Here is a 25205-nt window from a genome sequence, read left to right as displayed (position 1 = left end):
AAATTTAACATGAAATAAAATTTTGCTCATAAAATGAAATGAAGTTTATATAGAGGAGGGCTTAGCTTGTCAACATACAGAAGAGTTTGGTATCCGTACTCCAGTCCCTTCGACCCTTGTCCGCCGATCAAGGCGAAAACGTATTCCACACCGCCTAATTTGTTCCTAGGCTTCCAGCCGGCCAATCTAGAACAGTTCACGCCAATGCAGGCATTAAGAACTGGAACGCTGTGGAAGGTTTTCTATGATCCTTGGTATTCACCTTATGAAGCTCCAAGGGAGGATGATCATACATGAAACAATTACCCAAGGAATTTTATGCAGCCATGGAAGAACTCCAGGCAGTAGATTTTGTTCTTGTTGAACTCACCTTGTACCTGGACACCCACCCGGAGGATTATGAAGCCATCACTCAGTTCAACCAGTTCGCAAAAGAAAGACGCCGATTGAAGAAAGTCGTTGAAAGCATGTATGGACCTCTCCAGCAATTCGGCAACAGCTATTCAGGATATCCGTGGAACTGGGATGACGGTCCTTGGCCATGGCAAATCTAAATTCCAATTAGGAGGGGGTAAGGAAATGTGGCTTTATGAAAAGAAGTTGCAATATCCCGTAAAAGTAAGCACTTGCAACCCTATGCTGGCAAAATTTTTGATTGAACAATATGGCGGGGCAGATGGCGAACTCGCTGCTGCATTACGATACTTAAATCAGCGTTACACCATTCCTGATAAGGTAATCGGGCTTTTAACTGATATTGGCACCGAAGAATTCGCCCATTTGGAAATGATAGCGACAATGGTCTATAAATTAACGAAGGATGCCACGCCGGATCAGATGAAGGCCGCCGGATTAGACGGTCATTATGCAAACCATGACAAGGCCTTATTTTACCATAATGCCGCAGGTGTGCCATGGACCGCAACCTATATTCAGGCAAAGGGCGACCCAATCGCTGATTTGTATGAAGACATTGCGGCTGAAGAAAAGGCGAGAGCAACTTACCAGTGGATCATTAACATGAGTGATGACCCTGATCTTAACGACGGATTAAGATTCCTCCGCGAACGCGAAATCATCCACTCCCAGCGCTTCCGTGAGGCAGTGGAGATTCTAAAGGATGAACAAGGAAAAAAGAGGATATTTTAATATGGCTCATTTCTTAAACTTTGTTGCTTTTAACTACAAATTAGGATTGATTAGGCTAATTTTCTTCGCAAAGTTGACTCTTTTTATGAGAAAAGAGCATGCAAATTTAATACCGGCCTGCAAAATGGCCTTATATTACGTTAAAATCGGCTTTAGGATTTTAACAACCATCTTTACGAAAACAGCCTTTAAAATAAATAGAAGCGTCCCCTTTGGATGCTTCTATTTATTTTCATGAAACAGATTGATATCAAACTTCTTCTTCATCATGTCAAATACAATATGGCGATTTTTCCATTCTTCTTCTTTTTTCCATAAATCCTTGCTTCTGTCCACAATTTCACACCTTAGTGCCTGGTATTCTTTCTCTGCCTTTTCACGCTTCTCTTTTAACAGAATCATCAATCCATAAGTCCCTACCGTTAAAATAAGGAAATATAAATTCGCAGAATTCTGGACATACACTGAGAACATCTCAGCGAAAGAATACGAATAAGGCTGCAGCACCGTTACATAGAGATAATAGAAGTAGATTGAAATTAATCCTATCGTCACCCATACTGACAAAAGATGTCTGGATTTAAACCGGTCAAACTTTCGCTTTCGCTCAATTAAATTCTGCAACATCCTTTTGGTCGCAGGGTCCGTACGATTATCAAGGTTCTCGATTTCCTGTTCCATGGCAAGCCCTCCCCTTTATATCATTTTTATGAGCTTGTCCATGGAGTTATGATATTGCCGAACAAAAAAGAAAGGGCTCTTTTCTCAAACTTTGTTGAATAATTAAAAAAAGCCAGGAGTTTTTCACTCCGGCTAATTTTTAATCGGTATCTTCAATACTTGTCCTGCTTGAATCTCATTCCCCTTAATGTTGTTCGCTTTTTTGATGATTGGAATTCCATCCTGGGATTTATAGTAGGTCATTGCTACTCTGAACAATGTTTCATTTGGTTTTACAGTATGATAGATGACCTTTTCACTGCTTGCTGGTACTTCTTTTTCTGCCGCTGCGGTATCTTCTTCAACTGCAGTTTTGTTCGCGGGCTCCGCGGAGGCTGGAGCGGTTATTTTTTCGCTATCTTTTTCTTCATCTGCTTCTTCCGCAGTATTTTTGTCCCCGCTGCTTGATGGAGCAGGTCCAGCTGTCACAACATCGTTTCCATCTGGATCGGCAATTTCTTCATAGGATGGTGCTTCCTGATCTGTATCTTCCTGATTCTTACTGCTTCGTTCATCCTGGCCTTCAACATTGATCATCTCCACCCCTGCACGTTCCTGCGACTTATTCAAAGGCGTTTTCACACCATCCAGATAAGAGATAATGCTGAAAAAAGAAATAGGCAGCAGGATGAAAAACAGAGCCATCAGCCTGATGACCGGATATTTTACTTTAACTTTAGTTTTTTTCTGTTTTTGTCTGTGCATCTCACTTCTTGGCGGAAGGGATTCCTTTTTTTCAGTAGTATGCTCAGTTTTGCGCTCCACTCTTTTTCTCAGCCGCTCAGCCTGGTCCCTTATAGGTTTTTCCTTATTCACTGCCTGTACCCCCAATTGTTGCTTGAGTCCTGAATTTAATGATTAAACCTAAGATAAAATCAATGAAAAAATGCATCACGATCGTGACAACAAGATTATTTGTCACCATATAAATGTATCCAATCAAGAAACTCAATAAAATAATATTAGTAAACAAAAACCAATTGAACAGATAGCGATAATGGACGACTGCGAAAATTATGCTCGATATGATTAACCCGGTATTTGTCTGAATGACTCCTCTGAAAAGAATTTCCTCACTAATTGCTACCATAGCTGCAATCAGCATAATCTGGACTACACTCCTTTTCCTGAATATCCTTTCGTTCAAGCCTCCATCGTCATAGTAGGACTTCGGCAGATATTTCATGAAGATGAAGTCCATAACAACGACTGCAGCTCCCGCAGTGAGACCGACAAACAAAATATTCCAGTCACTCCAAATAAATAATTCTTGGAACTCATTGAAGCTATCAAACATTATCATACCTAATATTGCCGATATCGTTAATAGTAATATTTGCGTAGCGATTAAGTGGAACAGCAGTTCTTTTTCAGTAAGCCTTGCCACGGTTTCCTTATATTGATCCTTCATTACATCCGCTCTCTCATCAATAGAATTGAAGCCAATTCCTGCTTCCAGTCCAACGCAGCTTCGCATTGTCCACTGGGTGGTTCGATTTCTTCAAAATGATCTATATTTATACCACAATTACTGCAGCAATTCCGGGGCCGTTCCTGGATTTCTTCGCCGAACATACCCAAAATAAAAGTCCTCTTGCATTCCTTTGTATGAATCCATTCAAGCATCTTCTTAATTTGCATATTTTTTACCTGCAGACGATTTTCGATTAATTGCCCGAGGCTCCTTTTATCCCTGTTATACTCTATCGTTTCAATACCAGAGAGGTAATCCTCGACAATCCTCCATTGGATCTCGGTGAAGCCGCATATCATTGAGAGCTCTTCAGCACGTTCGGAAAGATTATGATAATGGATCTGGTTATCAATTATAAAGGCAAACAGCCTTTCAATCTGGTATTGATCAGGGAGCTCACCTTCAGCGAGCTGGTACGCCAGCTGTTCGTCTCCTGGGGTATAAATCAGGATGGCAATTGAATCGCGGCCATCCCTTGCCGCCCTCCCTATTTCCTGGAGGTACGATTCGATCTGCATGGGCATATGGAAATGAATCACGTAACGGACATTTTCTTTATTAATCCCCATCCCAAAAGCGCTTGTAGCACAAACCACATCAAGCTGGCCATTGATGAATTGCTGCTGGATAAGGACCCGGCTTTCCGGATCCAGGCCCCCATGATAGGCCATGGCATTCATGATCCCTTTTTCCCTCATATGCGCCGCTGTTTGCTCAGCGACTTTCTTGCTTGAAAAATAAATGATCCCGGGTCCTTTTAAAAATTTCACCAGCTCGATTGTCCGGTCCAGCTTATCCTGGAAGGCAGAGGCGGATTCCAAAGCAAGAGAAATAGCGGGCCTGTCCACAGAATAAACCACTTCATTCCATTCTCCTAAATGGAGCTTTTCAGCAATATCCCTTCGGACTTCCTCTGAGGCCGTGGCTGTCAGCGCAAGCGTCAAAGGGTTTCCAAGCTTCTCCCTGAACTCTCCAAGCTTGAGATAGTCCGGCCTAAAATCATATCCCCATTGAGAAATACAATGGGCCTCATCTACGACGAACAGTGAGACAGACAGTTTTTTTATCCGGTTCAATACAGAATCAATTCCAAGCATTTCTGGAGAAATGAAGATAAACCGAAACCATTCGAGTTCTTCCATCGCTTTGGCTTTTTGCTGTGGGGACAAAAAGGAATTCAAGGCAATAACTCTTTTTTCGCCCATCGCCATCATTTGCTCTACCTGATCCTGCATAAGTGACAGCAGCGGTGAAATAATCAAGACTGGCCCGTCCACCAGATAACCCGGAAGCTGATAGCACAGGGACTTACCCGTTCCAGTTGGCAGCATGGAAATCGTATGTTTTTTCCCTACAACGGATTGGATCGTTTCTTCCTGCCCTGGACGAAAATCCTCGAACCCAAAATACCTTTTTAAATAGTTTTTTAATTCCATTCCATATCACCATATTTAGCCAGAACAAGCCTGATTTCAAAATAGGAGGCATCAGCCACCTGTTCCTTGATTTGCTTTAGTTTTTTCGCGGAATTCTGCTGAGCTGCGAGAAGGATTCTTTCCCTTTTGTCATGAAGGACATAGTGGTCTATATGAAAGTCCTTGATGGAAAGAGCAATTTCCACAACATGATCTTCTATGGTGCTTTGCTTAAGGTTTCGGACAGCTGCAATCTCTTCCAGGGTATAACCCCTCTGCATTAATCTATAGGTCTTGTCAGTTGAAATCGTCAAGGGAACACTTCGCTCCGCCTTTATGATCAATCCACTAAGCAATGGATAGGCCTGTTCGTTCTCTATCACCCTGTCAAACATTGCATGTAAGCAATTTAAGAATTCGTAATGATAGTGAGCCGGTTCCAGACCGGTTTTTTCAGCAGCCTGCAGAGTGGTTAATCCAATTTTCCTGAAGCCAGTCAGTCTAAAAACAACTAATTCAGGTCTCGTCTTTTCATTATCAAGGGCAGAGATCAGCTCACGATACAGCCTATCCGCAAGCTTGTAACGATCTTCCTTTTGCTGCCTGATGTAATGTTTAACCCAAATAAGGGTTTCCCTCTTATTTCTTACTGGGATAAAGGAGCGTTCATGATTGATCAGATTAGAACTCACCTGGATCAGCAATGTCAACCTTTCCCAAAAGGAATCTGTCACCTGGTGATATTTCCAGCCATTCAAATAATCAGGAAGTTTGTATTCAGCTAACTGTTGTTCCAGCGCTTTCTCTCCTTTGTCCGTTAATATTACCTTCGTTTCTGCAATTTCCTCGGCCATTCCCCTTTGCTTCAGCCTATCAATCATTTTTTCGAGTCCTGCACGGGTAACTGAAGGGTATGTATGAAAATATGGGGTGATTTTATACAAATGCGCGTCTTGTATCGTCTGCGAGGAACGTTTGCCCTGAAGAAGATGAAATAGCGAATAAATGGTTCTTTCGCCATTGATTTTTTTCAATATAGACAAAACAACTGTTTCCAAATATGTTATCCCCATAAAATCACCCTGGAATGAAAGATTAAGTAAAGGGCACGATAATATTCGGCGCCCACTATAGCAGAAAAATAATCTAACATTATTTTACCATGAAAATATCTAGTAAATGTTTTATTTTCAACGGAAAAACCATTCAAGGCCTTGTGTGATAAGCATTCTCAATACTTTTTTTATTGAAATGTTGGCGATACAGTTTTACAATAGGTATGAGGAATACGTTTTCACTGTTTTGGTGAAAACAGCATATTATTGTTAAACACTTGGGAGGAATTATATCATGGCTAAGTACACAATTGTTGACAAAGAAACTTGTATTGCATGTGGAGCTTGCGGTGCAGCTGCTCCAGATATCTACGATTACGACGATGAAGGCATCGCATTCGTAACACTTGATGAAAACGAAGGTATCGTTGAAATCCCTGATGTATTAATTGACGACATGATGGATGCATTCGAAGGCTGCCCGACTGACTCAATCAAAGTTGCAGATGAGCCATTTAACGGAGATGCTACTAAATTCGAATAAGACAATACATAATTCCCGCTTACATGCGGGAATTTTTTTTACAGTTATTACGTTGGATGATAACTTTAATTTGCGGTCCATCCATGCACGGATGATGATTTTTGTTGGCCCATATATAAATCAAAAAGCAACGGTATAGCACACCGTTGCTTTTGTATTAGAATTCATATGATTTATGCACTTTTGAAAGCTTGCTGCCTCTCGATCCATGTTTTCATCCTTGTGAAGATGAGCATGAATATGACAGACATCAGTAAGCCTTTAACGAAATTAAATGGTAAAATCCCTGCGACGATCATGGCTCGCGCTTCTGGTCCAGACATTGCCGGCATATTCAAGAACAATGTGTAGGCAGGAAGGAACACGTAGTAGTTCAGTACACTCATCAGGATGGCCATACTTATTGTACCAGCCACCAATCCGAACGTCATTCCCTTATTGGATTTCATCCGCTGATAGATATAATAGGTTGGCAGGATGAATAAAACACCGGCAACAAAGTTGGCAACATGCCCAACGGGAACACCCGTATCACTGCCCGTCATAAAATAATCAAGCGTATTCTTCAAGAATTCTACTAAAATACCGGCTGCCGGACCAAAAATCAACGCAGCAATCAATGCAGGTATATCGCTGAAATCGACCATTAAGAATTTTGGAAACGGCGGCAGCGGAAAATTCATCAGCATCAATACATACGAGATACTGCTCAGCATACCAATTGAGACCATTGCTTTGACACTGAATTTTTTCATTTTCCTCTCTCCTTATAGAGATCCATCTCACATAAAGAAGAAAGATTCGGCAATCACATACCCATTACAAATAAAACCCCCAAGTTTTCTGAACTTGAGGGAGAGTTGTGAAAGGTATGCCAAATAACCGTTCGAAACCTGCATTTTTCGAACGTCTGCAGAACCTCCATCTTCTCCCATCCAGACTATACTGTCGGCTTTGGAATCGCACCAAATCCTGCCCTTACAGGCTCGCGGGCTTAGAGAATTCATCTCATTACCGCCGGTCGGGAATTACACCCTGCCCCGAAGATAGACCATATTTAATTTAACAAGTTTATTATACTGAAAAAAAGATATTTTGTGAAGGTGTATGCTTGTGACGATTTTTTGACGTAAACGAGCAAAATATTTTGAGTTTCAGAACGGATATTGATTGAGAAATACTTTTCTGCTAAATTCGGAATAACAGAATATATTTAGAGTAAACCAATTGATTTTGAGAGCGCTCGCATGGAATACATGAACAATTCGAGAGTTTGACAAAAGAATATTCGTTTTGTAAAATAATCAGAAAATTACTACTTTATTCTTAATAAAAGGAGTGTGCAAAGAATGTTTCAGGTTCTAGCGGCAGATTCAATAAAGGAAGAAGGCTTACAGCCATTATTAGAACACGAAGGAATCCAGGTACATATCGGGGGTGTGGACTCAGGGTTAATCGATTTACAAAAGGTTGACGCCCTATTAGTCAGGAGCGCAACGAAAGTTACTCAAGAACTGCTCGATCGAATGCCAGCACTAAAAATAGTTGGCCGGGCAGGTGTCGGTGTAGATAATATTGATATCACCGAGGCGACAAAGAGAGGAATAATCGTCGTGAACGCTCCTGATGGGAATACCATTTCTACTGCGGAACATACCTTTGCGATGATGTCCGCATTAATGCGGAACATTCCACAGGCACACTCCACTGTAAAAAATGGAGAATGGAAGAGAAATAAGTTTATCGGAAATGAACTTTATGGAAAAATCTTAGGAATCATTGGTCTGGGGAGAATCGGTTCTGAACTCGCAAAAAGAGCCAGGGCTTTCGGGATGTCTGTAAAGGTATATGACCCATTCCTGACGAAGGAGCGGGCAGACGTTTTAGGTGTTCAATTGTCCTCCTTTGACGAGGTCCTCGCAGAAACCGATATAATTTCGGTCCACACACCTCTGACGAAAGAGACGAAAGGACTTCTCAATGAAAAGACATTGAGTCAAACTAAAAAAGGAGTCTATCTGCTCAACTGTGCGAGAGGAGGAATAATCGATGAGATGGCTCTCGCTCATTATATTGAGAACGGTCATGTTGCAGGCGCTGCACTGGATGTATTTGAAGTGGAACCCCCAGAGGATCACCCTTTGTTAAGGCTTGATTCAGTTATTGCAACCCCACACCTTGGAGCCTCTACAAAAGAAGCGCAACTAAATGTTGCTACCCAGGTCGCAAGTGAAATCAGGACTTATTTTGAGAATAAACCTGTGGCCAACTCGATCAATCTTCCGGCAATGTCTAAAGACATCTATGAAAAAATCCAACCCTATCACCAGCTTGCGAAGGAAATGGGGAAGATTGTCTCAGAATGCCACAACAAAGGAATCAGCGAGCTGACAGCTACCTATTCAGGCACTGCAGCGGATCTCGAGACATCTTTTTTAACAAAGGCGCTGCTTGCCGGATTTTTCGAAAACCGCATTGAAGTGAAAGTAAACGAAGTAAATGCAATCCACATTGCAAAAGAGCGCGGAATCATGGTTGGGGAAAAAGTGACAGGAAACTCCTTTGGCTACGCAAATACCATAACAGTAACAGCAAGCGGAGACGGAGAAACTTTTACAGCGAGAGGAACCTACATTGACCATTACGGGCCAAGGATTGTCAACCTGGACGGTTTTAACATTGATTTCCACCCTGCAGGGAACCTCTTGTATATCCAGCACATGGACCGTCCCGGTGTAATCGGGCATGTAGGAAAGATCCTGGGTGACCATGGCGTGAACATTGCGACAATGCAGGTCGGCAGAAAAGAGGCCGGCGGCGAAGCCATCATGGTCCTCTCATTTGACAAACCCCTTTCAAATGAGATGATCGGCAAGCTTGAGTCGCTGCAGGACATTGTTACGATCAAAAGTATATTGCTCTAAGGACAGCAAACAGGCCTCCAATCAACGAGGCCTGTGTTTTTTTTGAATAGGCTCTTTTCTCAAACTTTGTTGCTATTGACTTCAAAAAAGGATTGTAATGACCTATTTTATTTACAAAATTGACTCTTTTGGAAGAAAAGAGCATGCAAACTTAATACCGACCAGCAAAATGGCCTTATATTACGTTAAAATCGGCTTTAGGATTTTAACAACAATCTTTACGAAAACAACGTTTGAATAAGAACGTGTTTATTCTGAATATGTTCAGCTCCAGCACTTGTCCGTTCCCTATCTTATCCCAACGGCAATGATTTTCTTTCACCTTTGGAGAATGTCATGATTTCTCCATAGCCAACCTCTCGAGCAAGTTCAAGTGCCTGGCCAAAATCAGCACCGACATGCTCAGGTACATGGGCATCGGATGACAAAACAATTGGTATATTCTTATCAAAGCACATCTGCAATAGCCTTTTGTCTGGATACAATGTCTGAGTAGGCTTCCTCAATCCTGCAGTGCTTATTTCCACACAGGTCTTGGATTGTGCAAGCGCTGATGTCGCACGATCATACTGCTCCAAAAGGAAGCCTTCATCTTCAGGGACATATTTAAAAATCTTCACAAGATCAATGTGTCCGATTATATCGAAAAGATTTGACTGCGCCAGTGTTACCACCTGGTCAAAATAACTTTTATAAACTTCATAAACATCTCTTCTGTCCCATTCTTTACGATATTCGGCAAGGTCAATTCCGAAATCGCCAATCCAATGGATCGATCCTATCACATAATCAAATTCATAGCTGTTGATGAACTGTTCCATTTCCTTATGCTTGCCAGGAGTGTAATCCATCTCGATTGACATTTTTACGTCAATTTCATTTCCCCAGGCTTCCTTAAAAAGATTTACATAATCAGCCATATCATAGTATCTGCGTTCATCCACCCAGCTGTTGCGCAGGATATCTGCAGTCTGGTAGAAGTGATATGCATGCTCGGAAATCCCGAAATGCTGGATTCCCCTTTTATTGGCCATATCAGTAAACTGCTTCAAATAGTCCAGCGTCAATGTACCTCTTTCCAGATGGTTGTGGTAATCCGTCAGCATAGTACCCATCCCCTTTGTGACCGTTTTACCTATTATACTTTCATATAACAGCGGGGTACAAGGACTGATTATCGGGTAATTAATATTTGATGCGGTTGAATCGTATCAGATGTCAGATTGTTCAAGGCTTTTAACTTTTCAACGGATGTGTTTGTCTTTCTTGCGATAGAGATTAGTGTATCCCCTGAGGAAACCACATAATTCTCTTTAGCTGAGCTCTCAATTATTAAAACGTCTCCTGGAGAAATCTGGTTGCTGCTCATATTATTTTCTTTCTTGATTTTTTCTACAGAAGTGACATATTGTCTGGCGATTGACCAAAGGGTCTCCCCTCTTTTGACGGTATGCTTTGCCATAGATTGAGACTCAGCAGCAGTTGATTTTTCTGAAATTCCGTTTCCATTGTCAATATGGAAGCTCTCGCCTTGGTTACCAATATCGATATCATCCATCAACCGAAGCTTGGCAATTGTCTCTACCGTCACTTCATTTCCTTTTTTCTCCATAGCTAAAATAGGCTGCCCTACAGCTGCTTCTCCTAAAGCCAATGCAGGATCTACAGCATTTTCCTTTTCGTATGTCCAGTTATCCTTATGGATTTCAAAATGGAGATGAACTCCAGAGGAATCCCCTGTGTTCCCCATCAGACCGATTACATCGCCTTGCTTAACAACCTGCCCCTCTTTCACATTCCTTTTATTCAAATGAGCGTATACAGTTTCCAGGTTGTTCTCATGCTTAATGAACACTACATGTCCGTATGAGCCAGAATAATATGACTTTGTTACTACCCCTTTATCAACGCTATGTATTGGTGTTTTGAATTCACCAGCAATGTCAATTCCCTTATGATGGCCATGACGCGTTCCATATAAATCTGTTACGACTCCATCGGCAGGCCAAACCCAATCTGAAGTCAATTCTGTTATATCGAGCATTTCTGCCTGAGAGTGCTTTCCGCCAAGAAATAACAAGCTGATACAGAGTGCCATTAACCCGGCAATGAGTAAACGCTTAATGTAATCCTGCATTTTCTTCCTCCTTAACTTTTTGCTCCCTTTTCATCCCTATGACAGCCTGTACAAAAATAGAACTGTATTGTGGAAAAGCAGCAGCTAAAAAAGCACATTTGTTATAATTGGTGGTAAACTGCTTTTTTATGCAAAAGAAGGAAAAATTGTTTTGTTCAGAGATTGAGGGATCCGCTTCCATCGACAAAAAAAGAAAGACCTGATGGCCTTTCTTTTAGTTAATATTCTTCTTGTTTGGAGCCAGTGGCAGAGCGAGGACTTCGTTCAGGTTGAATGGTCCAAGCTGGTCGATGTTCGCATTTGTGAACCTGACACCAGAATAATCAAACTCACTCGCTGTCATTAAGATTGCCTCAAGATTCGGCAGGAAACTTTCGTCCAAAGTTGTATCCTCATCAAGGGTAATCTCTAACACTTTATCTTCATTTTGATCCGTTTGGGCCAGCTTGAAACTATCCGGAAGTGAAGGTGAAAGGTAGCCATTATCATCACCTTTTATCATCTGCGCAAATGCATCACCAATTGTTTTATGCTGTTCTTTTGTCGGTACAAGGTATGGGTTAGGCATGCCTTCCACTGACAAGAACAAGTATGCTCTTCTATTTGAAGTTCCCGTGTTGATTGGCAGCTCCTTCCTGGGGCCATAGTTGCCCAGGTCAATCCCAGGTTCGCTCTCTGTAGTCAGAACCATTTTATCGATCCCTGCTTGCGAGAAATTCTGCGTCATGGAATCAACAAAAATAATGTTTGCAGCACTTCCATATTGATACGGGTGATCTTGTTTAACATCCATTGCCAATGTCTTAGTCGCTTCATCGTAGTTCCAGGTTGCGTCCATTGGATAGTACTCGGTTAAACCCCATTCCTCTTCCTTTAACATCGGCATTGTTTCCGTATAGCTGCCAATCCAGCTTTTCCCTTCTTGCTTGGGAATTGCAACCGTAACGGGGACAACAGTCATAACCTGCTGGTCTGGAATGGCATAGGTAAGGATTTCCGTAGTCTCTGTGTCTACTTCTTCTGGATATAAAGAAATCAGGCCGCCATAAGGATTCGCTAAATCCATTGCTTTGATTTCTGTACTCTTTTCTTCAGCCTCACCATCAGCTGCATCCATCATGACAGTGCTCTCCTCCCGGCTCGCACTTTCATTCGCCGTATCTTCCCTGGAGGCGGTATTCATCTCCATTGATGGCTTGGCTCCATCAACAGAACTGCTATCCATGCTTTTTTGTTCAGAATAATTGCTTCCCAGCAAGCCCGGAGAAAGGATAAAGGCGAGGAAGAGCACAGCGGCAAGAGCTGCGCCAGGAATAACCCAGGCTGGCATTTTCTTTCTTTTTTCAACACGATGGGCGATATTCTGATAAATGTCACGAGAGTCGCGATGATCTTTTACCTTAGGCATTTGGCCGAGGATTTCTTCTAGCTGCTTATCGCTTAGCTGTGACTTTTTCACTAGTCATCCCTTCCTTTTCAATCATTTCTTCCATCAGCTTTTTCAATGTCTTTAAAGCACGGTGCTGAGTCGTCTTTACCTTACTTTCCGTCCATGATAAAGCTTCTGCTGTTTCGCTTATCGTTAATTCATGTATATAGCGCATGATTATGACCATTCGCTGGTCAACCGTGCATTGGTCAAGGCACTTGTACATCATATGGACTTCTTCACTTTGAAGTGCCATTTCTTCAGGAAGGGGCTGATCGTCCCTTACCTGGCGTGCAGACATATCAAAGGATTCAAGCAATCGCTGCTTCCAGCCCTTCTGTTTGCGGAAATGATCAATCGCGACATTTTTGGCAATCGAAAACAGCCATGTCTTTTCACTGCTCTTTCCCTCAAACCGGTCATACGCCTTTAAAACGCGTATGTAGACTTCCTGTACAAGGTCTTCAGCCAGCTCCCTGCTTTTTACCATATAAAATAAAAATTGAAAAACGTCATGATGATATTTTTGATACAATTCATCAAAAACGGAGTTCATAGCTCTATTCGCCTCCGTATTCATTAGATTAGTCGTTAAGTATTAATAAAAGTTTCATATTAACTATATTATTTTTAGAATGGAAATGGAAGGAATTTTCGAGGACAAATTATTTGTTCCAAGCTACAGGCAGAGTGTAAATAGGTCGAATTAATCTGGGCATGTTTTAGTATTCGAGTGTTTTCTATCCATAACAGCCTTGAGGACGGACACTTTTCTTCGATACTTCATACTTTCTGTCCATCATCACCCCGATGACGGACACTTTTCTTCGATACTTCAGCATTTCTGTCCGTCATGAGTCTCAGGAGTAAACAACTAAAAAAGAGGCGGTCCAAATCTGAATAGATTTTGGTCCAGCCTCTTTCCTTTTACGTTAATTGTTCCTTGTGAATCAAGAATAGTCGGCAAGTTATTCAATATTTCGAGGGATGAAAAAGGAAAATGTCGTACCTTGTCCGAGTTTGCTTTTTACCGAGATATTCCCGCGATGTGCGTCGATAATATTCTTGGCGATGGCTAGTCCAAGACCGGTGCCGGATACGCCGCGAGTTCTGGATTTATCGCCTTTATAGAATCTCTCGAACAAGAATGGCAAGTCTTCCTCAGGAATGCCAGGCCCCTGGTCGCTCACCTCAAAATATAAGCCGCGTTCATCGGTTTTACCGCTGATTACAACAGATGCAGAATCCGGGACATGCCTGATTGCATTATCAATCAGATTGGTAAGGACCTGTTCGATGCGGTCTGGATCAAATCGAAAATCAATTTCTTCTGAATCGAAGTGGACAGATAACTCGATCCCCTTCTCCTTCGCCAGGCCATGGAATTTACGGATTATCCGATTGACATACGGACTTATCTCGACGGTTTCAACGTTAAGAAGAATATGACCTGCTTCCATGCGGGCTAAATCGAGCAATTCATTAACAAGTCGGCCCATTCTTAGGGATTCATCGTAAATGACTTTGGCCATTTCCTTCTTTTCTTCATCTGTTTGGGCGATGTCATCGACGATTGCTTCGCTATATCCTTGCATCATCGAAATCGGCGTCCTTAATTCGTGTGAAACATTGGCGATGAAGTCTTCTCTCATTTTATCGAGCTTTCGTTCCTCTGTCATATCGCGGACAACAGCAACAGCTCCCCTGATGAACCTCTTATTATAAAGCGGGCTGACGATGATTACCCATGTTCTCCCCTGGGCCGTAATCTCCCCAACCTGCTCTTTCTCCGTATTGACTGCAAGCTGGAATAACTCCATGACTTCAGATGGCACGGCATCTGTATTCTCGGAAGCCAGACCCTGCTCATAATACCAGTATCTCAGGAAGATTTCGGCAGGCGGATTGGTGATCAAGATTGTGCCATCACGATTGAAAGTGATCACACCATCTGCCATGCTGCTGAGTATGCTTGTCAGCTGTTCTTTTTCCTGACTCAATGCGTTCATATTGAATTTCAGCTGTCTGCCCATCTGGTTGAAGGCAGTCGCTAATTCCCCTATTTCATCATGGGTGAGGATCGGTACTTTTGTATCAAACTTCCCTCTGGCAACTTCAAAGGCTGCCTCCCTCATTTTTCGCAATGGAGCAGTAATCCTTGTGGACAGGAAAAAAGCAAAAATTGTCGTCAAGACTATTGCAACACCGGCAGCCAGCAAGATGAACTTAGTGGTCAGCCTGGTCGTCTCTTCCATCACCTCTAGTGACTGATAAATAAAGACTGCTCCATTTTCATTCTCAAACTGGTGGAGCGGAACACCGATCATTAAGTATTGGGTGTCATCAACATCGTTTGAAATACCTGGCATGGAGGTAATGATATCTACAGTTTTGTCATTCTTAAAAACCGCAGAGAGATCCTGGTCATTCATAAAAAATGAAATGGGTACATGTGTCATGTCTTCTCCACCAGGTGAGTAAAAATAAGTATTCTGATCTTTAATGACAGTTACCCTGGAGTCATCATCGACCATTTCCCATGCAATTTCAAGACCTAATTGTTCTTCCTGGCCAGGATGATCTTCCAGCACCCTTGATATTTTTTCTGCAGTATTGGTCATTCCTCTCCTGGTTTCATTAATGTGATAATTTTCAAAGAATTCCATCAGCATAACTGTCAGGATGAACAATACAAATGAAACCAGCAAAAGGATGGTAATCCAAAGCTTACCTACTACACTGCGCCAAAACATCATTCATTGACTACCTCGAACTTGTAGCCAACACCCCAGACTGTAACGATCATCTTTGCAGCCTGTTCAGATACTTTATTCAGCTTTTCGCGCAATCTTTTAACATGAGTATCTACCGTACGCAAATCGCCGAAAAATTCATAATGCCAAACTTCCTTCAATAATTGCTCGCGATCAAAAACCTTATCAGGAGCTTTCGCAAGGAAGTAGAGCAATTCATATTCCTTAGGCGTCAGGCTGACTTCTTTGCCATCAGCCAAAACCCTATGGGCATCATTATCAATGGTTAAATGAGGGAAAACAATCACGTCTTTGGCAGTCGTCTCAGTCTGCAGGTAACTTGTGCTCGATGAGCGACGGAGCATAGCTTTAACGCGCAGCACAACTTCACGAGGGCTGAACGGTTTAACGATGTAATCATCAGTCCCTACCTCGAAGCCTTGTACTCTGTTCACTTCCTCACCTTTCGCGGTAAGCATGATCACAGGTGTTGACTTCTTTTCACGAAGGTCACGGCAAACCTCGATTCCGTCTTTTCCAGGCATCATCAAATCTAGAAGGATTACGTCATAATCGTTGGCAAGCGATTTTGCCAGTGCTTCATTTCCATCTTCTGCTTCATCAATTATATAGTTCTCTCTTTCAAGATACATCTTCAGTAATCGTCTAATTCTTTCTTCATCATCCACTACTAAAATCTTCACGTCTTTTTCCATAAGGTATATCCCTCCCTGCGATTATTTTACATAAACATGCGTCTAGTTGCCACGATTTTTTAAAAAAGGCCTTCACTTAAGTCAGTGAAGGCCGTCATAAAATTGACACAAATTAGGAACCTGCATAAGAATGCAGACCTGCAATTACAAGGTTAACTGCTACCAGGTTGAACATGATAATGATAAAGCCAATGACCGCAAGCCATGCGGATTTTTCTCCATGCCACCCTTTTGAAAGGCGCAGATGCAGGAAAGCCGCATAGAAAAGCCAGGTTATCAATGCCCATACTTCCTTTGGATCCCAGCCCCAGAAGCGAGTCCAGGCAATCTGAGCCCAGATCATCGCAAAAATCAGTCCGCCAAGCGTGAAGACCGGGAAGCCGATCAATACGGAACGATAGCCGATCTCATCAACGAGGTCCATATTGATGCTCTTCGTCCAAGGCTGCAATGCCGCAGCAATTCGCTTCCGCAGGATGAGTCTTAACAATACATATAATACTATACCCGCTGCGAGCGACCAAATAACAGTATTCAATTTCTTAGCACTGATGATTGCAGGCGTCTCGAATAATGGTTCAAAACGGTCTTTATCAGTCAGCTCATATTGATGCGGTCCTACTAAAGCAGGAATAGTATATTCCTCAGTGGCAGGCTGTCCATCCTTGTTGATATAGTTAAAATTCGCTGTATAATCTGTTGCTGCGAAGAAACTTGAAACAAACACGAAGCCAAGCGTACTGATCAAACCAAACAGGACAACCTCCAGCCATAATGTGCTTTTGCTTTTCTTCGTCTGGTCAACGCTTCTAACTAGATAAATCAGCCCTGCAGCAAAACTTACCGCTAGGATGGCCTGTCCAATCGCTGTTGTCGTAACGTGAATATGGAGCCAATAGCTTTGAAGCGCCGGAATCAATGGTGTAACTTCCCTTGGGAACATGCTTCCAAAGGCGATGATCAAAGCGGCTACAGGCAAGGTGAACAGTCCCAGCAATGGAGTTTTATACATGAAATAAATGATGATAAATGCTCCTACCAATGACATGCCGAAGAATGTCGTAAATTCGAAAAGGTTGCTGACCGGTGCGTGACCGGAAGCAATCCATCTTAAAATAAAAAATGTCATTTGCGAAAGGAAACCCGCAATTGTTACAATGACTCCAATATTCGCCCATTTATTTGGGGCATTTTTTTTATCAGCATGCCTTTTATCCTTAATAGCTCCCCCGAAAAACAAGATACCGACTAGATAGAGGATAAATGCCGCAAACAGAAAGTTAGAACTCAACTCAACCATTATTTTCCCTCCTTACTCCTTCTTTTCTTCTGCCACCTGGTCCTCAGGAGCATCTATTCCGGTCTCGGAAAAGACTTCTTCTAGCTCTCTTTTTAAACCATGCCAGTTTTTATTTGTATGTGCCGCAGTCCATACCTGGTTATTTACTCTTCTTAACCATACACGTCGATGGTTCCAATACGCCCCCTGGATCACACCAATCATGAATATTAATCCACCAAGACCAATGATCCAAAGTGTAAGGTCTTTTCTGACTGTCAGAGCAGTTACGTTCTTCGTTTCAATTCCTGCGAATGTCATCTTGTAGTCATTTTCACCCAAAGGCTCGAGATTCTGCCTGATGGCTACGAAACTGACTTCACCTTCAGGCTTTTCAGGACTGAACATTTTGAAGATGAACGCAGGATTATTCGGGATGCGTGACTTTGTCGCAGGTTCCCCATCTTCATTGAACTCAAAATCCGGGAAATAGCTCATCACTTCGACTTTGTACCCATTTCCTAGATCGTATTTCATTTCAGGGTCATATAAGTCTACCACCACATCACCAAATTGTTCCTCTGTTTCTTTATTCTCAAGTTTAAAGGCCATCTTGCTCATTTCATCAAGCTTATAGTCTACCTGGTACAAGGCAAAGCCATCAATTTTCAGAGGTTTGTTTACCTGGATTGCCTGGTCACGTATTTTCTCAAGCTCAGGCTTTTCACCCGGGACAATATCTCCCTGTCTCTGATATAAAGTAGCATCAGTCTGATAGTTTTTAACCACCGTCCCAGCCTTGTTGATTGCATCCTGGAAGACTTCCTCATCTTTATCTTTATCATATACTTCAAAGATAAATTGTTTGTTCTCGAGATAATAGCGGCCTTCTGTGCCAGGAATCGCTTTTGTTTCGCCTTCCCTTAGCCACAAGATTTCGTCAACATACATTCCAGGTACAAACCTGAGCATGCCGCCGATTAAAAAAATGATCAGGCCAAGGTGGTTTACATATGGGCCCCATCGTGAAAAGCGGTTTTTTTCGGCGAGGATATCACCATTTTCCTCACGAAGTTTATAGCGTTTTTTCGTCAGGTTTTCTTTAATCTTTCCTACTGCTTCATCTGATAATTCAGCATCTGACATAGCGAACATTCTCTGGCGCTTCAAAAAGCTTTCATGCCTTGAAACCCTTTGGTTTTTCAATGACCTGTATAAGGGAACCACCCTGTCAAGGCTTGCGATAACAAGTGATACACCTAACGCTGCGATCAAAAGCAGATACCACCAGGAACTGTAGAGGTTATGGAAACCAAGATCATAGTAAAGCTTTCCCATCCACCCGTATTGCTCTTCATAATATTCCCATGCAGGCATTACAGGCGGTATATACATTTCCTGTGGAAAAATCGTTCCTAGAGAGGATGCGATCAAGAGGATGACGATCAGCCATACCCCAACCTTAACTGAAGAAAAGAAATTCCAGATTTTATCGATGAATGTCTTGTTATAGGTTTGTGACCGGCGTGCGCTTCCCTCATAGCGCATATCAACGAGCTGCTTTTCTTTCTCTTTATCCTCCAGCACTCTTCCGCAAGATTCACAAAGGATCGTTCCCTGCGGATTTACATGGCCGCACTCGCATTTTACTTCGTTCATAGTAAAAACTCCCTGTTCCCCTTACTTTTTAAGGTTTAATCTGTTCCATGAATTCACGGACTGTTTCTTCAGATAATTCCCCAGTATGGCTTTTTACGACATTTCCTTCTTTATCAATCAAGAAGGTTATTGGCAACGGGTTGATCCCATATGCTGCCTGGACTGGTCCCTCGTCGATCAGAACCGGAAAAGTCATGCCTTTGCGTTCAATAAATCTATTAACGGCAAGTTCTGATTCACCGGAGTCAACTGCAAGAACCTGGACCCCCTTGTCCTTGAATTGCTGGTACTGATTTTCGATATAAGGCATTTCTCTCTCGCATGGCTTGCACCATGTTGCCCAAAAATTAAGGAAAACTCCTTGCCCTTTATACTCAGAAAGTCTGTGTTTATTGCCTTCCATATCAACAAGGACAAAATCAGGAGCAGGTTTTCCAATCACAATCTTCTGGTTTTTATCCTTATTCATGTTAGCGTACAAAGTATAGCCAACAGCCAGGGCCATAACCGCGAGAATAATTGTTCTAGTGATTAGGCGTTTCTGTTTCATTCCCTAAACCTCCCACCGTATTTCTCCCTCATTATAACATTCTAACTACACTCATGTTAGTAACTCTAAGACTTTTTCATAGCCAGGACACGGAGCTGCTTCACCTCATGATGTGTAAGCTCCCTGATTTCCCCAGTCCTTAAGCCATTCAGCGTCAAAAATCCATACTTTTCCCTTTTTAGCTTTAATACCGGGTGCCCGATTGCGTCGAACATCCTTCTGACCTGCCGATTACGGCCCTCGTGGATGGTTATTTCAACAATGGCGGTATCTTTCTTTTTATCAACACTCAGCAATTTTGTCCTCGCCGGCGCAGTTTTCCCATCCTCCAGCATGACACCTCTGGCCAGGCTTGTCAGCTTTTCCTTTGAAGGGATTCCTTTAACCTTCGCAACATACACCTTATCAATTTCATTGCTTGGGTGCATGAGCAGATTTGCGAATTCCCCATCATTCGTCAACAATAGCAGTCCTGATGTATCATAATCCAGCCGCCCTACAGGATAGATGCGCTGTTCGATTGTCTGGAAAAAATCCGTAACCACTTTACGCCCCTTATCATCCTGTACACTCGAAATTACACCGCGGGGTTTATAAAACAGGAAATATACCGGTTCTTCTCCCTCGATCTGGACTCCATCCACTTCGACTTTGTCAGATGAAGTCACCTTCCGGCCAAGTTCCTTGACAACACTGCCATTTACCCTGACTCTTCCTTCGAGGATCATTTCCTCAGCTTTTCTTCTCGATGCTATTCCTGCATGAGCAATCACTTTTTGCAGTCTTTCCATTAAGGTCACTCCTAGTTAATATCAATTACCTATCGTTAATATTAATATCTAATCCATCCTAATGAATTATGACATAACTCTCGCTGATTTCAAAGTAAGCAATGGTGTAAAAAGCGAAAAATAAATAGGGAATGTTAATTGTTTTTTAACAAATGTTTGTTCTGTAAACCTGTTGCAATATTATTTTATACCAATATTAGTTCAGTTTGTGATAGCTTCGTCAGTAGATTTTTACGAGTATTTTCAAAAAGTGTGTGATTTAATATGACTGTTTCCGTACCTGTCGCTTAGGATTTCACTTCGTTCAGCTAAACACTAGGACCCAAAAAAATAAGAAGATACCCGTTAAAGGTATCTTCTCTATTTCGAGAACATGAACGTGACTACGATAATAGCTGTTATGATGGCTACTGCGTCTGCAAGGAGACCGACTTTGAGTGCATCTCCCATTTTTTTAATCCCGACAGCTCCGAAATAAACGGTGAGGACATAGAACGTAGTGTCCGTACTTCCCTGAAGGGTGGCTGCAAGAGTACCGATAAAAGAGTCAGGACCATGGACACCAATCAGGTCACTGGTAATTCCGAGTGCCGCTGTACCTGAGATCGGCCTGATCAGTGCGAGCGGAACTATTTCTGCCGGTATCCCCGCCATCTCAAGTCCAGGCCGGATCCAATTCACCATGACATCAAGTGCCCCTGACGCCCTGAAAACCGCAATGGCGACCATCATCCCCACCAGGAAAGGCATGATGGATACAGCCATTTTGATCCCTTCCTTGCCGCCTTCTACAAAACTTTCATATGTGGGAACTTTTTTATAGGTGCCGTAAATCAATATAAAAGCGATCAGAACAGGGATGAACCATAGTGATATCGCAGATACAATTTCCATTTTGATTTACCCCTTCTTGCTTCTTCTATAGTAAAAGAAACGGTCTATTAATATTGCTGCAAAAGCAGAGACAGCAGTTGCCACAAGAGTCGGCCCAACTATATCTGTCGGGTTGGCGGAATCATAATTCATCCTGATCGCGATAACAGTGGTTGGAATGAGTGTGATGCTTGCTGTGTTGATCGCAAGGAAAGTGATCATTGACCTGCTTGCTTCGTTTTTCCCTTCATTCAACTCCTTTAGTTCTTCCATTGCCTTGATTCCCAGAGGTGTAGCGGCATTCCCAAGCCCAAACATATTCGCAATCATATTGGACAGTATGTAGCCCATCGCCGGGTGGCTGGCCGGGACTTCGGGAAACAGCTTTGAAATCAAAGGCTTAAATAAAGATGAAAGCTTAGATAAAAGTCCAGAATCCTCCGCTATTCTCATCATGCCGAGCCAAAAAACTAGGATGCTGATCAATCCGATACTAAGAGTGATTGCTTCCTTTGCACCCGTAAAAACAGCCTCGTTCACCTCAGCCATTGTGCCATTCACCATTGCAAAGCCAAGGCCAATTAAAATCATTACCACCCAGATATAGTTAACCATGATCCTGGACCCCTGCTATTGAGGTAAAGATATTTTTAAAAAGGTCCAAGAAGGAGCTTTTCTCTTTTTCCTTCACTTGGTAATAAACAGGCAAACTTGCAATCTGATTATCATCTATATAGACATTTGCCCGGCCTGCGATAGGAGATCGAGTTTCCTCTCCGTCTGGTGCCGCCTTTTTCAATCTATATTCTACTTTGACTAAGTCTTCTTCTTCTGAGGTTAGCGGGTATACAAATGAATGGTTCAGATAAACTTTATTTTTATAATCCGCATCCTTTATCCCTTTCACTTTACCCTTAGAAAGGATTTCTACAATGTCGTAATTTGAAAATGCTGTTTCAAACATCTGGATGTGGTCATTCCAATCGTCAGGTGCATTGAGTGTGACTGCGATTAACTCAAAATCACCCTTTTGGGCTGTTGAGACCAAAGTTCTTTTCGCCCGTTTTGTATAACCGGTCTTCCCACCGGTGCAATACTTATATTTCTCTGTCAGGAGGCGATTCTTATTTTTCCAAACCCTGTCCCATGTTTCTGTTGGATTAGGAGCTCTGTGAATCTTTGTACCGGAAATCTCCTTGTAAACCTCGTTTTCCATTGCATAGCGAGTTAAAAGAGCCATGTCATATGCTGTGGAAACATGATCTTCATGATCATCCAATCCGTGGGGGTTAGCGAAGTGCGTATTTTCCATGCCGATTTGCTGCGCCTTCTCATTCATCAAATAGACAAATCCATCCAGGCTGCCACCAACATGTTCGGCGATTGCGACGGCTGCATCATTACCCGATCTAAGCATCAAACCATACACCAGATCCTCCAGCCTGATTTTTTCTCCCGGCTTCAAGTAAATAGATGATCCCTCGGTACGGACTGCCTTCTCAGTCACTTTCACCTTCTCATCCAGTCTGCCAGATTCTATCGCAAGGATAGCCGTCATGATTTTCGTAATACTGGCAATCCTGCTAACTCTGTGTGCCTCCTTCTCGTATAAAACCCTGCCAGATTCCTGTTCTATCAAAATAGCGCTTCGGGCACTTACCGACACAGAAGCCTGCGCTGTTTGAGGAATGCTGTAGATCAACAGAGTGACAATTAACAATAATTTCATCCATATCCTTTTCATTGACAGACCCTCGTCTCCTTTGGCAGTTTGTACAAGTTTATGCAGGACAAGAAGTGTTATGACATAAATCGGAGGACGAGCACAGCGGTGAGTTGAAAATTTTTCTGAATGGAGCAGACCAACAACCATTTTCTAAATAAAAAAGGGAACAGCCAGTTAATAGCTGTTCCCGGGTATTCATTATCTTGATTGAAGCATTTTTGTCCGATAATCTGTTTCGTAATATTCAAGCTCTTCACGGATTCTCTGAAAACCACTTTCAAGGCTGACCATCAGTCCGTTTAATTCAGCCGTCACTTGCTGCCTGAACTTGATTGCATTTTTTCCAGTATAAGCGGCTCTGCTGTCCTCATACCATGCATCGCTTTTAGGAGAGAAGAACTCTTCAATGCACTGATAGTAGATTCGATAGAGCGTCTTCTCAGCTGCCGGCTTTGAAAAAACTTCCGCCTGCAGAATCACCCTGCACGCATCCAGACCTTCATCACAGTATACAGCCAGCTTTCGAAGGCTTGAAAGTATCGTTTTATAGTATTCTTCGTCTGATGGCTGCCCTTGTTTTAGTTTTTCAAGGGTTGTTTCATTCAGGTAATTCTCCAGCTTCACAACAGTATCGGCCAGAAATCCCCTTACTTCCTCGATTTGTGTTTTTACGATTGTATTTCCCAAATTGACACCCCCACTGGATTTTAACCATTTCACCTTCGACGTCGCTTTTTTCCGACGGACTCTCATGATTGATTCGGAATTGGGTCTCTTTAAAGTGAACTCCCGCAGCCAAGAATCTTGAGAGCCGGAGAGTAAAGACAACAAAGTTTACGAAACTATACCGGCTGGATAATATAATCCAAGGGAGAGCGCACTTCAAAGCTGCCTTTTTGCTCGATGCCTTCGTATATCCCAGGAATCTTACTGTAATCCAGTCCTTTGAAAATATCCGCGAACTCTCTCTGTTCATTTATATATACCCTTTTACGATGGCGATATCCCGGATTTTTCAATAAAGCAGCTAGTGCCACCAGATCCCTCATATATACTTCCTTGCTTCCGGCGTTGAAGATTGGATCCTGTTGAAAAGGAGTGACACTTCCAGCCAACTCATCAAAATACCTTACATAAAGGACATGCAGGGTTTTCTCCTTGCCATCTTCCACAAATGTCACTTCGCTTCGGTTGAAAAAATCCTCCGAGGTGTTTGATTTTTCTTTTTCAAGTTCATAACCAATACATTGCTTTATAAGCATGGTATTCCTCCCGTTGGACATTCATTCTTAAAAAACCTTATGTAGAAAGAAATGCTTTGCAGAAGAAGGCAGAAGCCTGGCATTCGTCTATTTAGCATTTCCAGAATAATTATTTTGATTTTATCATAAATTCTAAACTTTGTGCACAAAAGCTATTGATCTGCTTCCATTGTTTCCTGGAATTTCTCAAAGAATAAATCCGCGTCATCCTGCAATTCATCATCCTCAATATGATCAGGAAGAGGAGGCAGTTCACTTATATTTTTCAACCCGAAATAATCGAGAAATTCTTTTGTTGTTCCATATAAAATTGCCCGTCCCGTGCCTTCTGCTCTTCCAACTTCTTTAATCAAAGCCCTTGAAGACAGCGTATGAAGAGGTCTTTCCGTTTTTACCCCGCGGATTTCCTCGATTTCAGCCCTTGTAATTGGCTGCTTGTAAGCTACAATCGCCAAAGTTTCTAGTGCTGCTTGTGACAAGTGCGCGGTTCCAGGAGATTCCACAAGCTTTCTTAAGTAATCAGCATGTTCTTTTTTCGTGGCCAGCTGGTATACTCCAGCCAGCTGGACGATTGTTATTCCGCGATTTTCGTCATCTTCATAATCCTGCTGAAGTTGGGTAACAATTTCATTGGCCTGGAGTTCATCTACTTCAAGCACAGCTGTAATTTGCTTCAGGCTCAATCCTTCATCACCTGCCGCAAACAGGAGGCTCTCCAATATTCCTTTCCACTTCACTATTCCCACGCC

General features: G+C 42.4%; 28 protein-coding genes and 1 riboswitch. Of the genes, 5 read left to right on the top strand and 23 right to left on the bottom strand.

All coding sequences use genetic code 11. From position 1 onward, the window contains the following. The first annotated feature begins 66 nt into the window (after positions 1 to 66). Genes J7E35_RS07945 through J7E35_RS07935 form a run of 3 tightly spaced genes read left to right on the top strand, consistent with a single transcriptional unit; the run spans position 67 to position 1149 of the window. Positions 67 to 297 (top strand): spore coat associated protein CotJA, encoded by a 231-nt coding sequence (locus J7E35_RS07945; protein WP_214778602.1) that lies wholly within the window; start codon positions 67 to 69, stop codon positions 295 to 297. Continuing rightward, complete coding sequence (locus tag J7E35_RS07940) at positions 294 to 554, top strand: spore coat protein CotJB (RefSeq protein WP_214778600.1); 261 nt, start codon at positions 294 to 296, stop codon at positions 552 to 554. The genes J7E35_RS07945 and J7E35_RS07940 overlap by 4 nt, the downstream gene beginning before the upstream one ends. A 25-nt stretch (positions 555 to 579) precedes the next feature. Continuing rightward, a complete protein-coding gene (locus J7E35_RS07935) occupies positions 580 to 1149 on the top strand; it encodes a manganese catalase family protein (protein ID WP_214778598.1) in 570 nt (189 codons plus the stop codon). Between the two features lie 222 nt (positions 1150 to 1371). Here J7E35_RS07935 and J7E35_RS07930 read toward each other — a convergent pair whose 3' ends face one another. From J7E35_RS07930 to J7E35_RS07910, 5 genes are all read right to left on the bottom strand, one after another. Next, positions 1372 to 1830 carry a YpbF family protein gene (locus tag J7E35_RS07930; protein ID WP_214778596.1) on the bottom strand — a complete coding sequence of 153 codons (459 nt, stop codon included), beginning with the start codon at positions 1828 to 1830 and terminating at the stop codon, positions 1372 to 1374. A gap of 132 nt (positions 1831 to 1962) precedes the next feature. Further along, positions 1963 to 2685, bottom strand: a complete 723-nt coding sequence (locus tag J7E35_RS07925) for a LysM peptidoglycan-binding domain-containing protein (protein ID WP_214778593.1) — start codon at positions 2683 to 2685, stop codon at positions 1963 to 1965. Further along, on the bottom strand, positions 2678 to 3280 hold the full coding sequence (locus J7E35_RS07920; protein WP_214778728.1) for a CPBP family intramembrane glutamic endopeptidase: 603 nt from the start codon (positions 3278 to 3280) through the stop codon (positions 2678 to 2680). The genes J7E35_RS07925 and J7E35_RS07920 overlap by 8 nt, the downstream gene beginning before the upstream one ends. Next, on the bottom strand, positions 3280 to 4779 hold the full coding sequence (locus J7E35_RS07915) for a RecQ family ATP-dependent DNA helicase (protein ID WP_214778592.1): 1500 nt from the start codon (positions 4777 to 4779) through the stop codon (positions 3280 to 3282). The genes J7E35_RS07920 and J7E35_RS07915 overlap by 1 nt, the downstream gene beginning before the upstream one ends. Further along, positions 4770 to 5816 (bottom strand): YpbB family protein, encoded by a 1047-nt coding sequence (locus J7E35_RS07910; protein ID WP_251009645.1) that lies wholly within the window; start codon positions 5814 to 5816, stop codon positions 4770 to 4772. The genes J7E35_RS07915 and J7E35_RS07910 overlap by 10 nt, the downstream gene beginning before the upstream one ends. A 292-nt stretch (positions 5817 to 6108) precedes the next feature. Between J7E35_RS07910 and J7E35_RS07905 the strand changes: the two genes are divergently transcribed. Then, positions 6109 to 6357 (top strand): ferredoxin, encoded by a 249-nt coding sequence (locus tag J7E35_RS07905; RefSeq protein ID WP_023627496.1) that lies wholly within the window; start codon positions 6109 to 6111, stop codon positions 6355 to 6357. Positions 6358 to 6530: 173 nt separating this feature from the next. Here the strand turns inward: J7E35_RS07905 and J7E35_RS07900 are convergent, their stop codons facing one another. Beyond that, on the bottom strand, positions 6531 to 7112 hold the full coding sequence (locus J7E35_RS07900; RefSeq protein WP_214778588.1) for an ECF transporter S component: 582 nt from the start codon (positions 7110 to 7112) through the stop codon (positions 6531 to 6533). Between the two features lie 164 nt (positions 7113 to 7276). Further along, positions 7277 to 7409, bottom strand: a riboswitch (FMN riboswitch). Between the two features lie 297 nt (positions 7410 to 7706). Here J7E35_RS07900 and serA point away from each other — a divergent pair. Beyond that, positions 7707 to 9281, top strand: coding sequence for a phosphoglycerate dehydrogenase (gene serA, locus J7E35_RS07895; protein ID WP_214778586.1), 1575 nt, complete (start codon positions 7707 to 7709; stop codon positions 9279 to 9281). 293 nt (positions 9282 to 9574) lie between these two features. On the opposite strand, the gene J7E35_RS07890 is transcribed toward serA, so the two are convergent. The 17 genes from J7E35_RS07890 to scpB form a co-directional block, all read right to left on the bottom strand. Beyond that, a complete protein-coding gene (locus J7E35_RS07890; RefSeq protein ID WP_214778584.1) occupies positions 9575 to 10387 on the bottom strand; it encodes a histidinol-phosphatase in 813 nt (270 codons plus the stop codon). Between the two features lie 68 nt (positions 10388 to 10455). After that, positions 10456 to 11418, bottom strand: coding sequence for a M23 family metallopeptidase (locus J7E35_RS07885; protein WP_214778582.1), 963 nt, complete (start codon positions 11416 to 11418; stop codon positions 10456 to 10458). Beyond that, positions 11402 to 11599, bottom strand: coding sequence for a hypothetical protein (locus J7E35_RS07880; RefSeq protein ID WP_214778580.1), 198 nt, complete (start codon positions 11597 to 11599; stop codon positions 11402 to 11404). Before J7E35_RS07880 ends, J7E35_RS07885 begins: the two co-directional genes overlap by 17 nt. A 33-nt stretch (positions 11600 to 11632) precedes the next feature. Then, the gene (locus J7E35_RS07875; RefSeq protein ID WP_214778578.1) at positions 11633 to 12877 is read right to left on the bottom strand and encodes a hypothetical protein; all 1245 of its coding nucleotides are present in this window, start codon (positions 12875 to 12877) and stop codon (positions 11633 to 11635) included. Then, positions 12852 to 13403: an RNA polymerase sigma factor SigX gene (sigX, locus tag J7E35_RS07870; protein WP_214778576.1), complete on the bottom strand. Its 552-nt coding sequence runs from the start codon at positions 13401 to 13403 to the stop codon at positions 12852 to 12854. The genes J7E35_RS07875 and sigX overlap by 26 nt, the downstream gene beginning before the upstream one ends. 412 nt (positions 13404 to 13815) lie before the next feature. Continuing rightward, entirely contained in the window at positions 13816 to 15603 is a 1788-nt protein-coding gene (locus J7E35_RS07865; protein WP_214778573.1) for an ATP-binding protein, read from the bottom strand. After that, a complete protein-coding gene (locus tag J7E35_RS07860) occupies positions 15600 to 16316 on the bottom strand; it encodes a response regulator transcription factor (RefSeq protein WP_041965633.1) in 717 nt (238 codons plus the stop codon). Before J7E35_RS07860 ends, J7E35_RS07865 begins: the two co-directional genes overlap by 4 nt. 112 nt (positions 16317 to 16428) lie before the next feature. After that, complete coding sequence (ccsB, locus tag J7E35_RS07855; protein WP_214778571.1) at positions 16429 to 17616, bottom strand: c-type cytochrome biogenesis protein CcsB; 1188 nt, start codon at positions 17614 to 17616, stop codon at positions 16429 to 16431. A 12-nt stretch (positions 17617 to 17628) separates the two neighbouring features. Beyond that, positions 17629 to 19254: a cytochrome c biogenesis protein ResB gene (gene resB, locus J7E35_RS07850; RefSeq protein ID WP_214778569.1), complete on the bottom strand. Its 1626-nt coding sequence runs from the start codon at positions 19252 to 19254 to the stop codon at positions 17629 to 17631. Positions 19255 to 19282: 28 nt separating this feature from the next. Further along, positions 19283 to 19804, bottom strand: a complete 522-nt coding sequence (gene resA / locus J7E35_RS07845; protein ID WP_214778567.1) for a thiol-disulfide oxidoreductase ResA — start codon at positions 19802 to 19804, stop codon at positions 19283 to 19285. Positions 19805 to 19869: 65 nt separating this feature from the next. Further along, positions 19870 to 20595 carry a 23S rRNA pseudouridine(2605) synthase RluB gene (rluB, locus tag J7E35_RS07840; protein ID WP_214778565.1) on the bottom strand — a complete coding sequence of 242 codons (726 nt, stop codon included), beginning with the start codon at positions 20593 to 20595 and terminating at the stop codon, positions 19870 to 19872. 360 nt (positions 20596 to 20955) lie between these two features. Then, the gene (locus tag J7E35_RS07835) at positions 20956 to 21489 is read right to left on the bottom strand and encodes a spore maturation protein (RefSeq protein WP_214778564.1); all 534 of its coding nucleotides are present in this window, start codon (positions 21487 to 21489) and stop codon (positions 20956 to 20958) included. Positions 21490 to 21495: 6 nt separating this feature from the next. Next, entirely contained in the window at positions 21496 to 22083 is a 588-nt protein-coding gene (locus tag J7E35_RS07830; RefSeq protein WP_214778563.1) for a nucleoside recognition domain-containing protein, read from the bottom strand. Beyond that, positions 22076 to 23212: a D-alanyl-D-alanine carboxypeptidase family protein gene (locus tag J7E35_RS07825; protein WP_214778562.1), complete on the bottom strand. Its 1137-nt coding sequence runs from the start codon at positions 23210 to 23212 to the stop codon at positions 22076 to 22078. Before J7E35_RS07825 ends, J7E35_RS07830 begins: the two co-directional genes overlap by 8 nt. 180 nt (positions 23213 to 23392) lie before the next feature. Beyond that, positions 23393 to 23881 (bottom strand): YpuI family protein, encoded by a 489-nt coding sequence (locus J7E35_RS07820; protein ID WP_214778561.1) that lies wholly within the window; start codon positions 23879 to 23881, stop codon positions 23393 to 23395. A gap of 155 nt (positions 23882 to 24036) precedes the next feature. Next, a complete protein-coding gene (locus J7E35_RS07815; RefSeq protein ID WP_214778560.1) occupies positions 24037 to 24456 on the bottom strand; it encodes a hypothetical protein in 420 nt (139 codons plus the stop codon). Between the two features lie 152 nt (positions 24457 to 24608). After that, the gene (gene scpB, locus J7E35_RS07810) at positions 24609 to 25202 is read right to left on the bottom strand and encodes an SMC-Scp complex subunit ScpB (protein ID WP_214778559.1); all 594 of its coding nucleotides are present in this window, start codon (positions 25200 to 25202) and stop codon (positions 24609 to 24611) included. Positions 25203 to 25205: the final 3 nt, after the last annotated feature.

This window comes from Bacillus sp. ISL-45 (assembly GCF_018613195.1).
Taxonomy (GTDB): Bacteria; Bacillota; Bacilli; order Bacillales; family Cytobacillaceae; genus Mesobacillus.
Note: the sequence above shows the minus strand (reverse complement) of the source record. Positions and strands in the feature narration are given on the sequence as shown.

Coding starts and splice junctions, on each gene's coding strand:
- sigX (WP_214778576.1), bottom strand. CDS start 13,403: ATGAACTCCGTTTTTGATGAATTGTATCAAAAATATCATCATGACGTT.
- ccsB (WP_214778571.1), bottom strand. CDS start 17,616: ATGGTTGAGTTGAGTTCTAACTTTCTGTTTGCGGCATTTATCCTCTAT.
- rluB (WP_214778565.1), bottom strand. CDS start 20,595: ATGGAAAGACTGCAAAAAGTGATTGCTCATGCAGGAATAGCATCGAGA.
- J7E35_RS07920 (WP_214778728.1), bottom strand. CDS start 3,280: ATGAAGGATCAATATAAGGAAACCGTGGCAAGGCTTACTGAAAAAGAA.
- J7E35_RS07835 (WP_214778564.1), bottom strand. CDS start 21,489: ATGGAAATTGTATCTGCGATATCACTATGGTTCATCCCTGTTCTGATC.
- J7E35_RS07830 (WP_214778563.1), bottom strand. CDS start 22,083: ATGGTTAACTATATCTGGGTGGTAATGATTTTAATTGGCCTTGGCTTT.
- J7E35_RS07930 (WP_214778596.1), bottom strand. CDS start 1,830: ATGGAACAGGAAATCGAGAACCTTGATAATCGTACGGACCCTGCGACC.
- J7E35_RS07865 (WP_214778573.1), bottom strand. CDS start 15,603: ATGATGTTTTGGCGCAGTGTAGTAGGTAAGCTTTGGATTACCATCCTT.
- J7E35_RS07815 (WP_214778560.1), bottom strand. CDS start 24,456: ATGCTTATAAAGCAATGTATTGGTTATGAACTTGAAAAAGAAAAATCA.
- J7E35_RS07885 (WP_214778582.1), bottom strand. CDS start 11,418: ATGCAGGATTACATTAAGCGTTTACTCATTGCCGGGTTAATGGCACTC.
- resA (WP_214778567.1), bottom strand. CDS start 19,804: ATGAAACAGAAACGCCTAATCACTAGAACAATTATTCTCGCGGTTATG.
- J7E35_RS07935 (WP_214778598.1), top strand. CDS start 580: ATGTGGCTTTATGAAAAGAAGTTGCAATATCCCGTAAAAGTAAGCACT.
- J7E35_RS07905 (WP_023627496.1), top strand. CDS start 6,109: ATGGCTAAGTACACAATTGTTGACAAAGAAACTTGTATTGCATGTGGA.
- J7E35_RS07940 (WP_214778600.1), top strand. CDS start 294: ATGAAACAATTACCCAAGGAATTTTATGCAGCCATGGAAGAACTCCAG.
- J7E35_RS07900 (WP_214778588.1), bottom strand. CDS start 7,112: ATGAAAAAATTCAGTGTCAAAGCAATGGTCTCAATTGGTATGCTGAGC.
- J7E35_RS07825 (WP_214778562.1), bottom strand. CDS start 23,212: ATGAAAAGGATATGGATGAAATTATTGTTAATTGTCACTCTGTTGATC.
- J7E35_RS07880 (WP_214778580.1), bottom strand. CDS start 11,599: ATGGAAGCGGATCCCTCAATCTCTGAACAAAACAATTTTTCCTTCTTT.
- J7E35_RS07890 (WP_214778584.1), bottom strand. CDS start 10,387: ATGCTGACGGATTACCACAACCATCTGGAAAGAGGTACATTGACGCTG.
- serA (WP_214778586.1), top strand. CDS start 7,707: ATGTTTCAGGTTCTAGCGGCAGATTCAATAAAGGAAGAAGGCTTACAG.
- resB (WP_214778569.1), bottom strand. CDS start 19,254: ATGAACGAAGTAAAATGCGAGTGCGGCCATGTAAATCCGCAGGGAACG.
- J7E35_RS07860 (WP_041965633.1), bottom strand. CDS start 16,316: ATGGAAAAAGACGTGAAGATTTTAGTAGTGGATGATGAAGAAAGAATT.
- J7E35_RS07915 (WP_214778592.1), bottom strand. CDS start 4,779: ATGGAATTAAAAAACTATTTAAAAAGGTATTTTGGGTTCGAGGATTTT.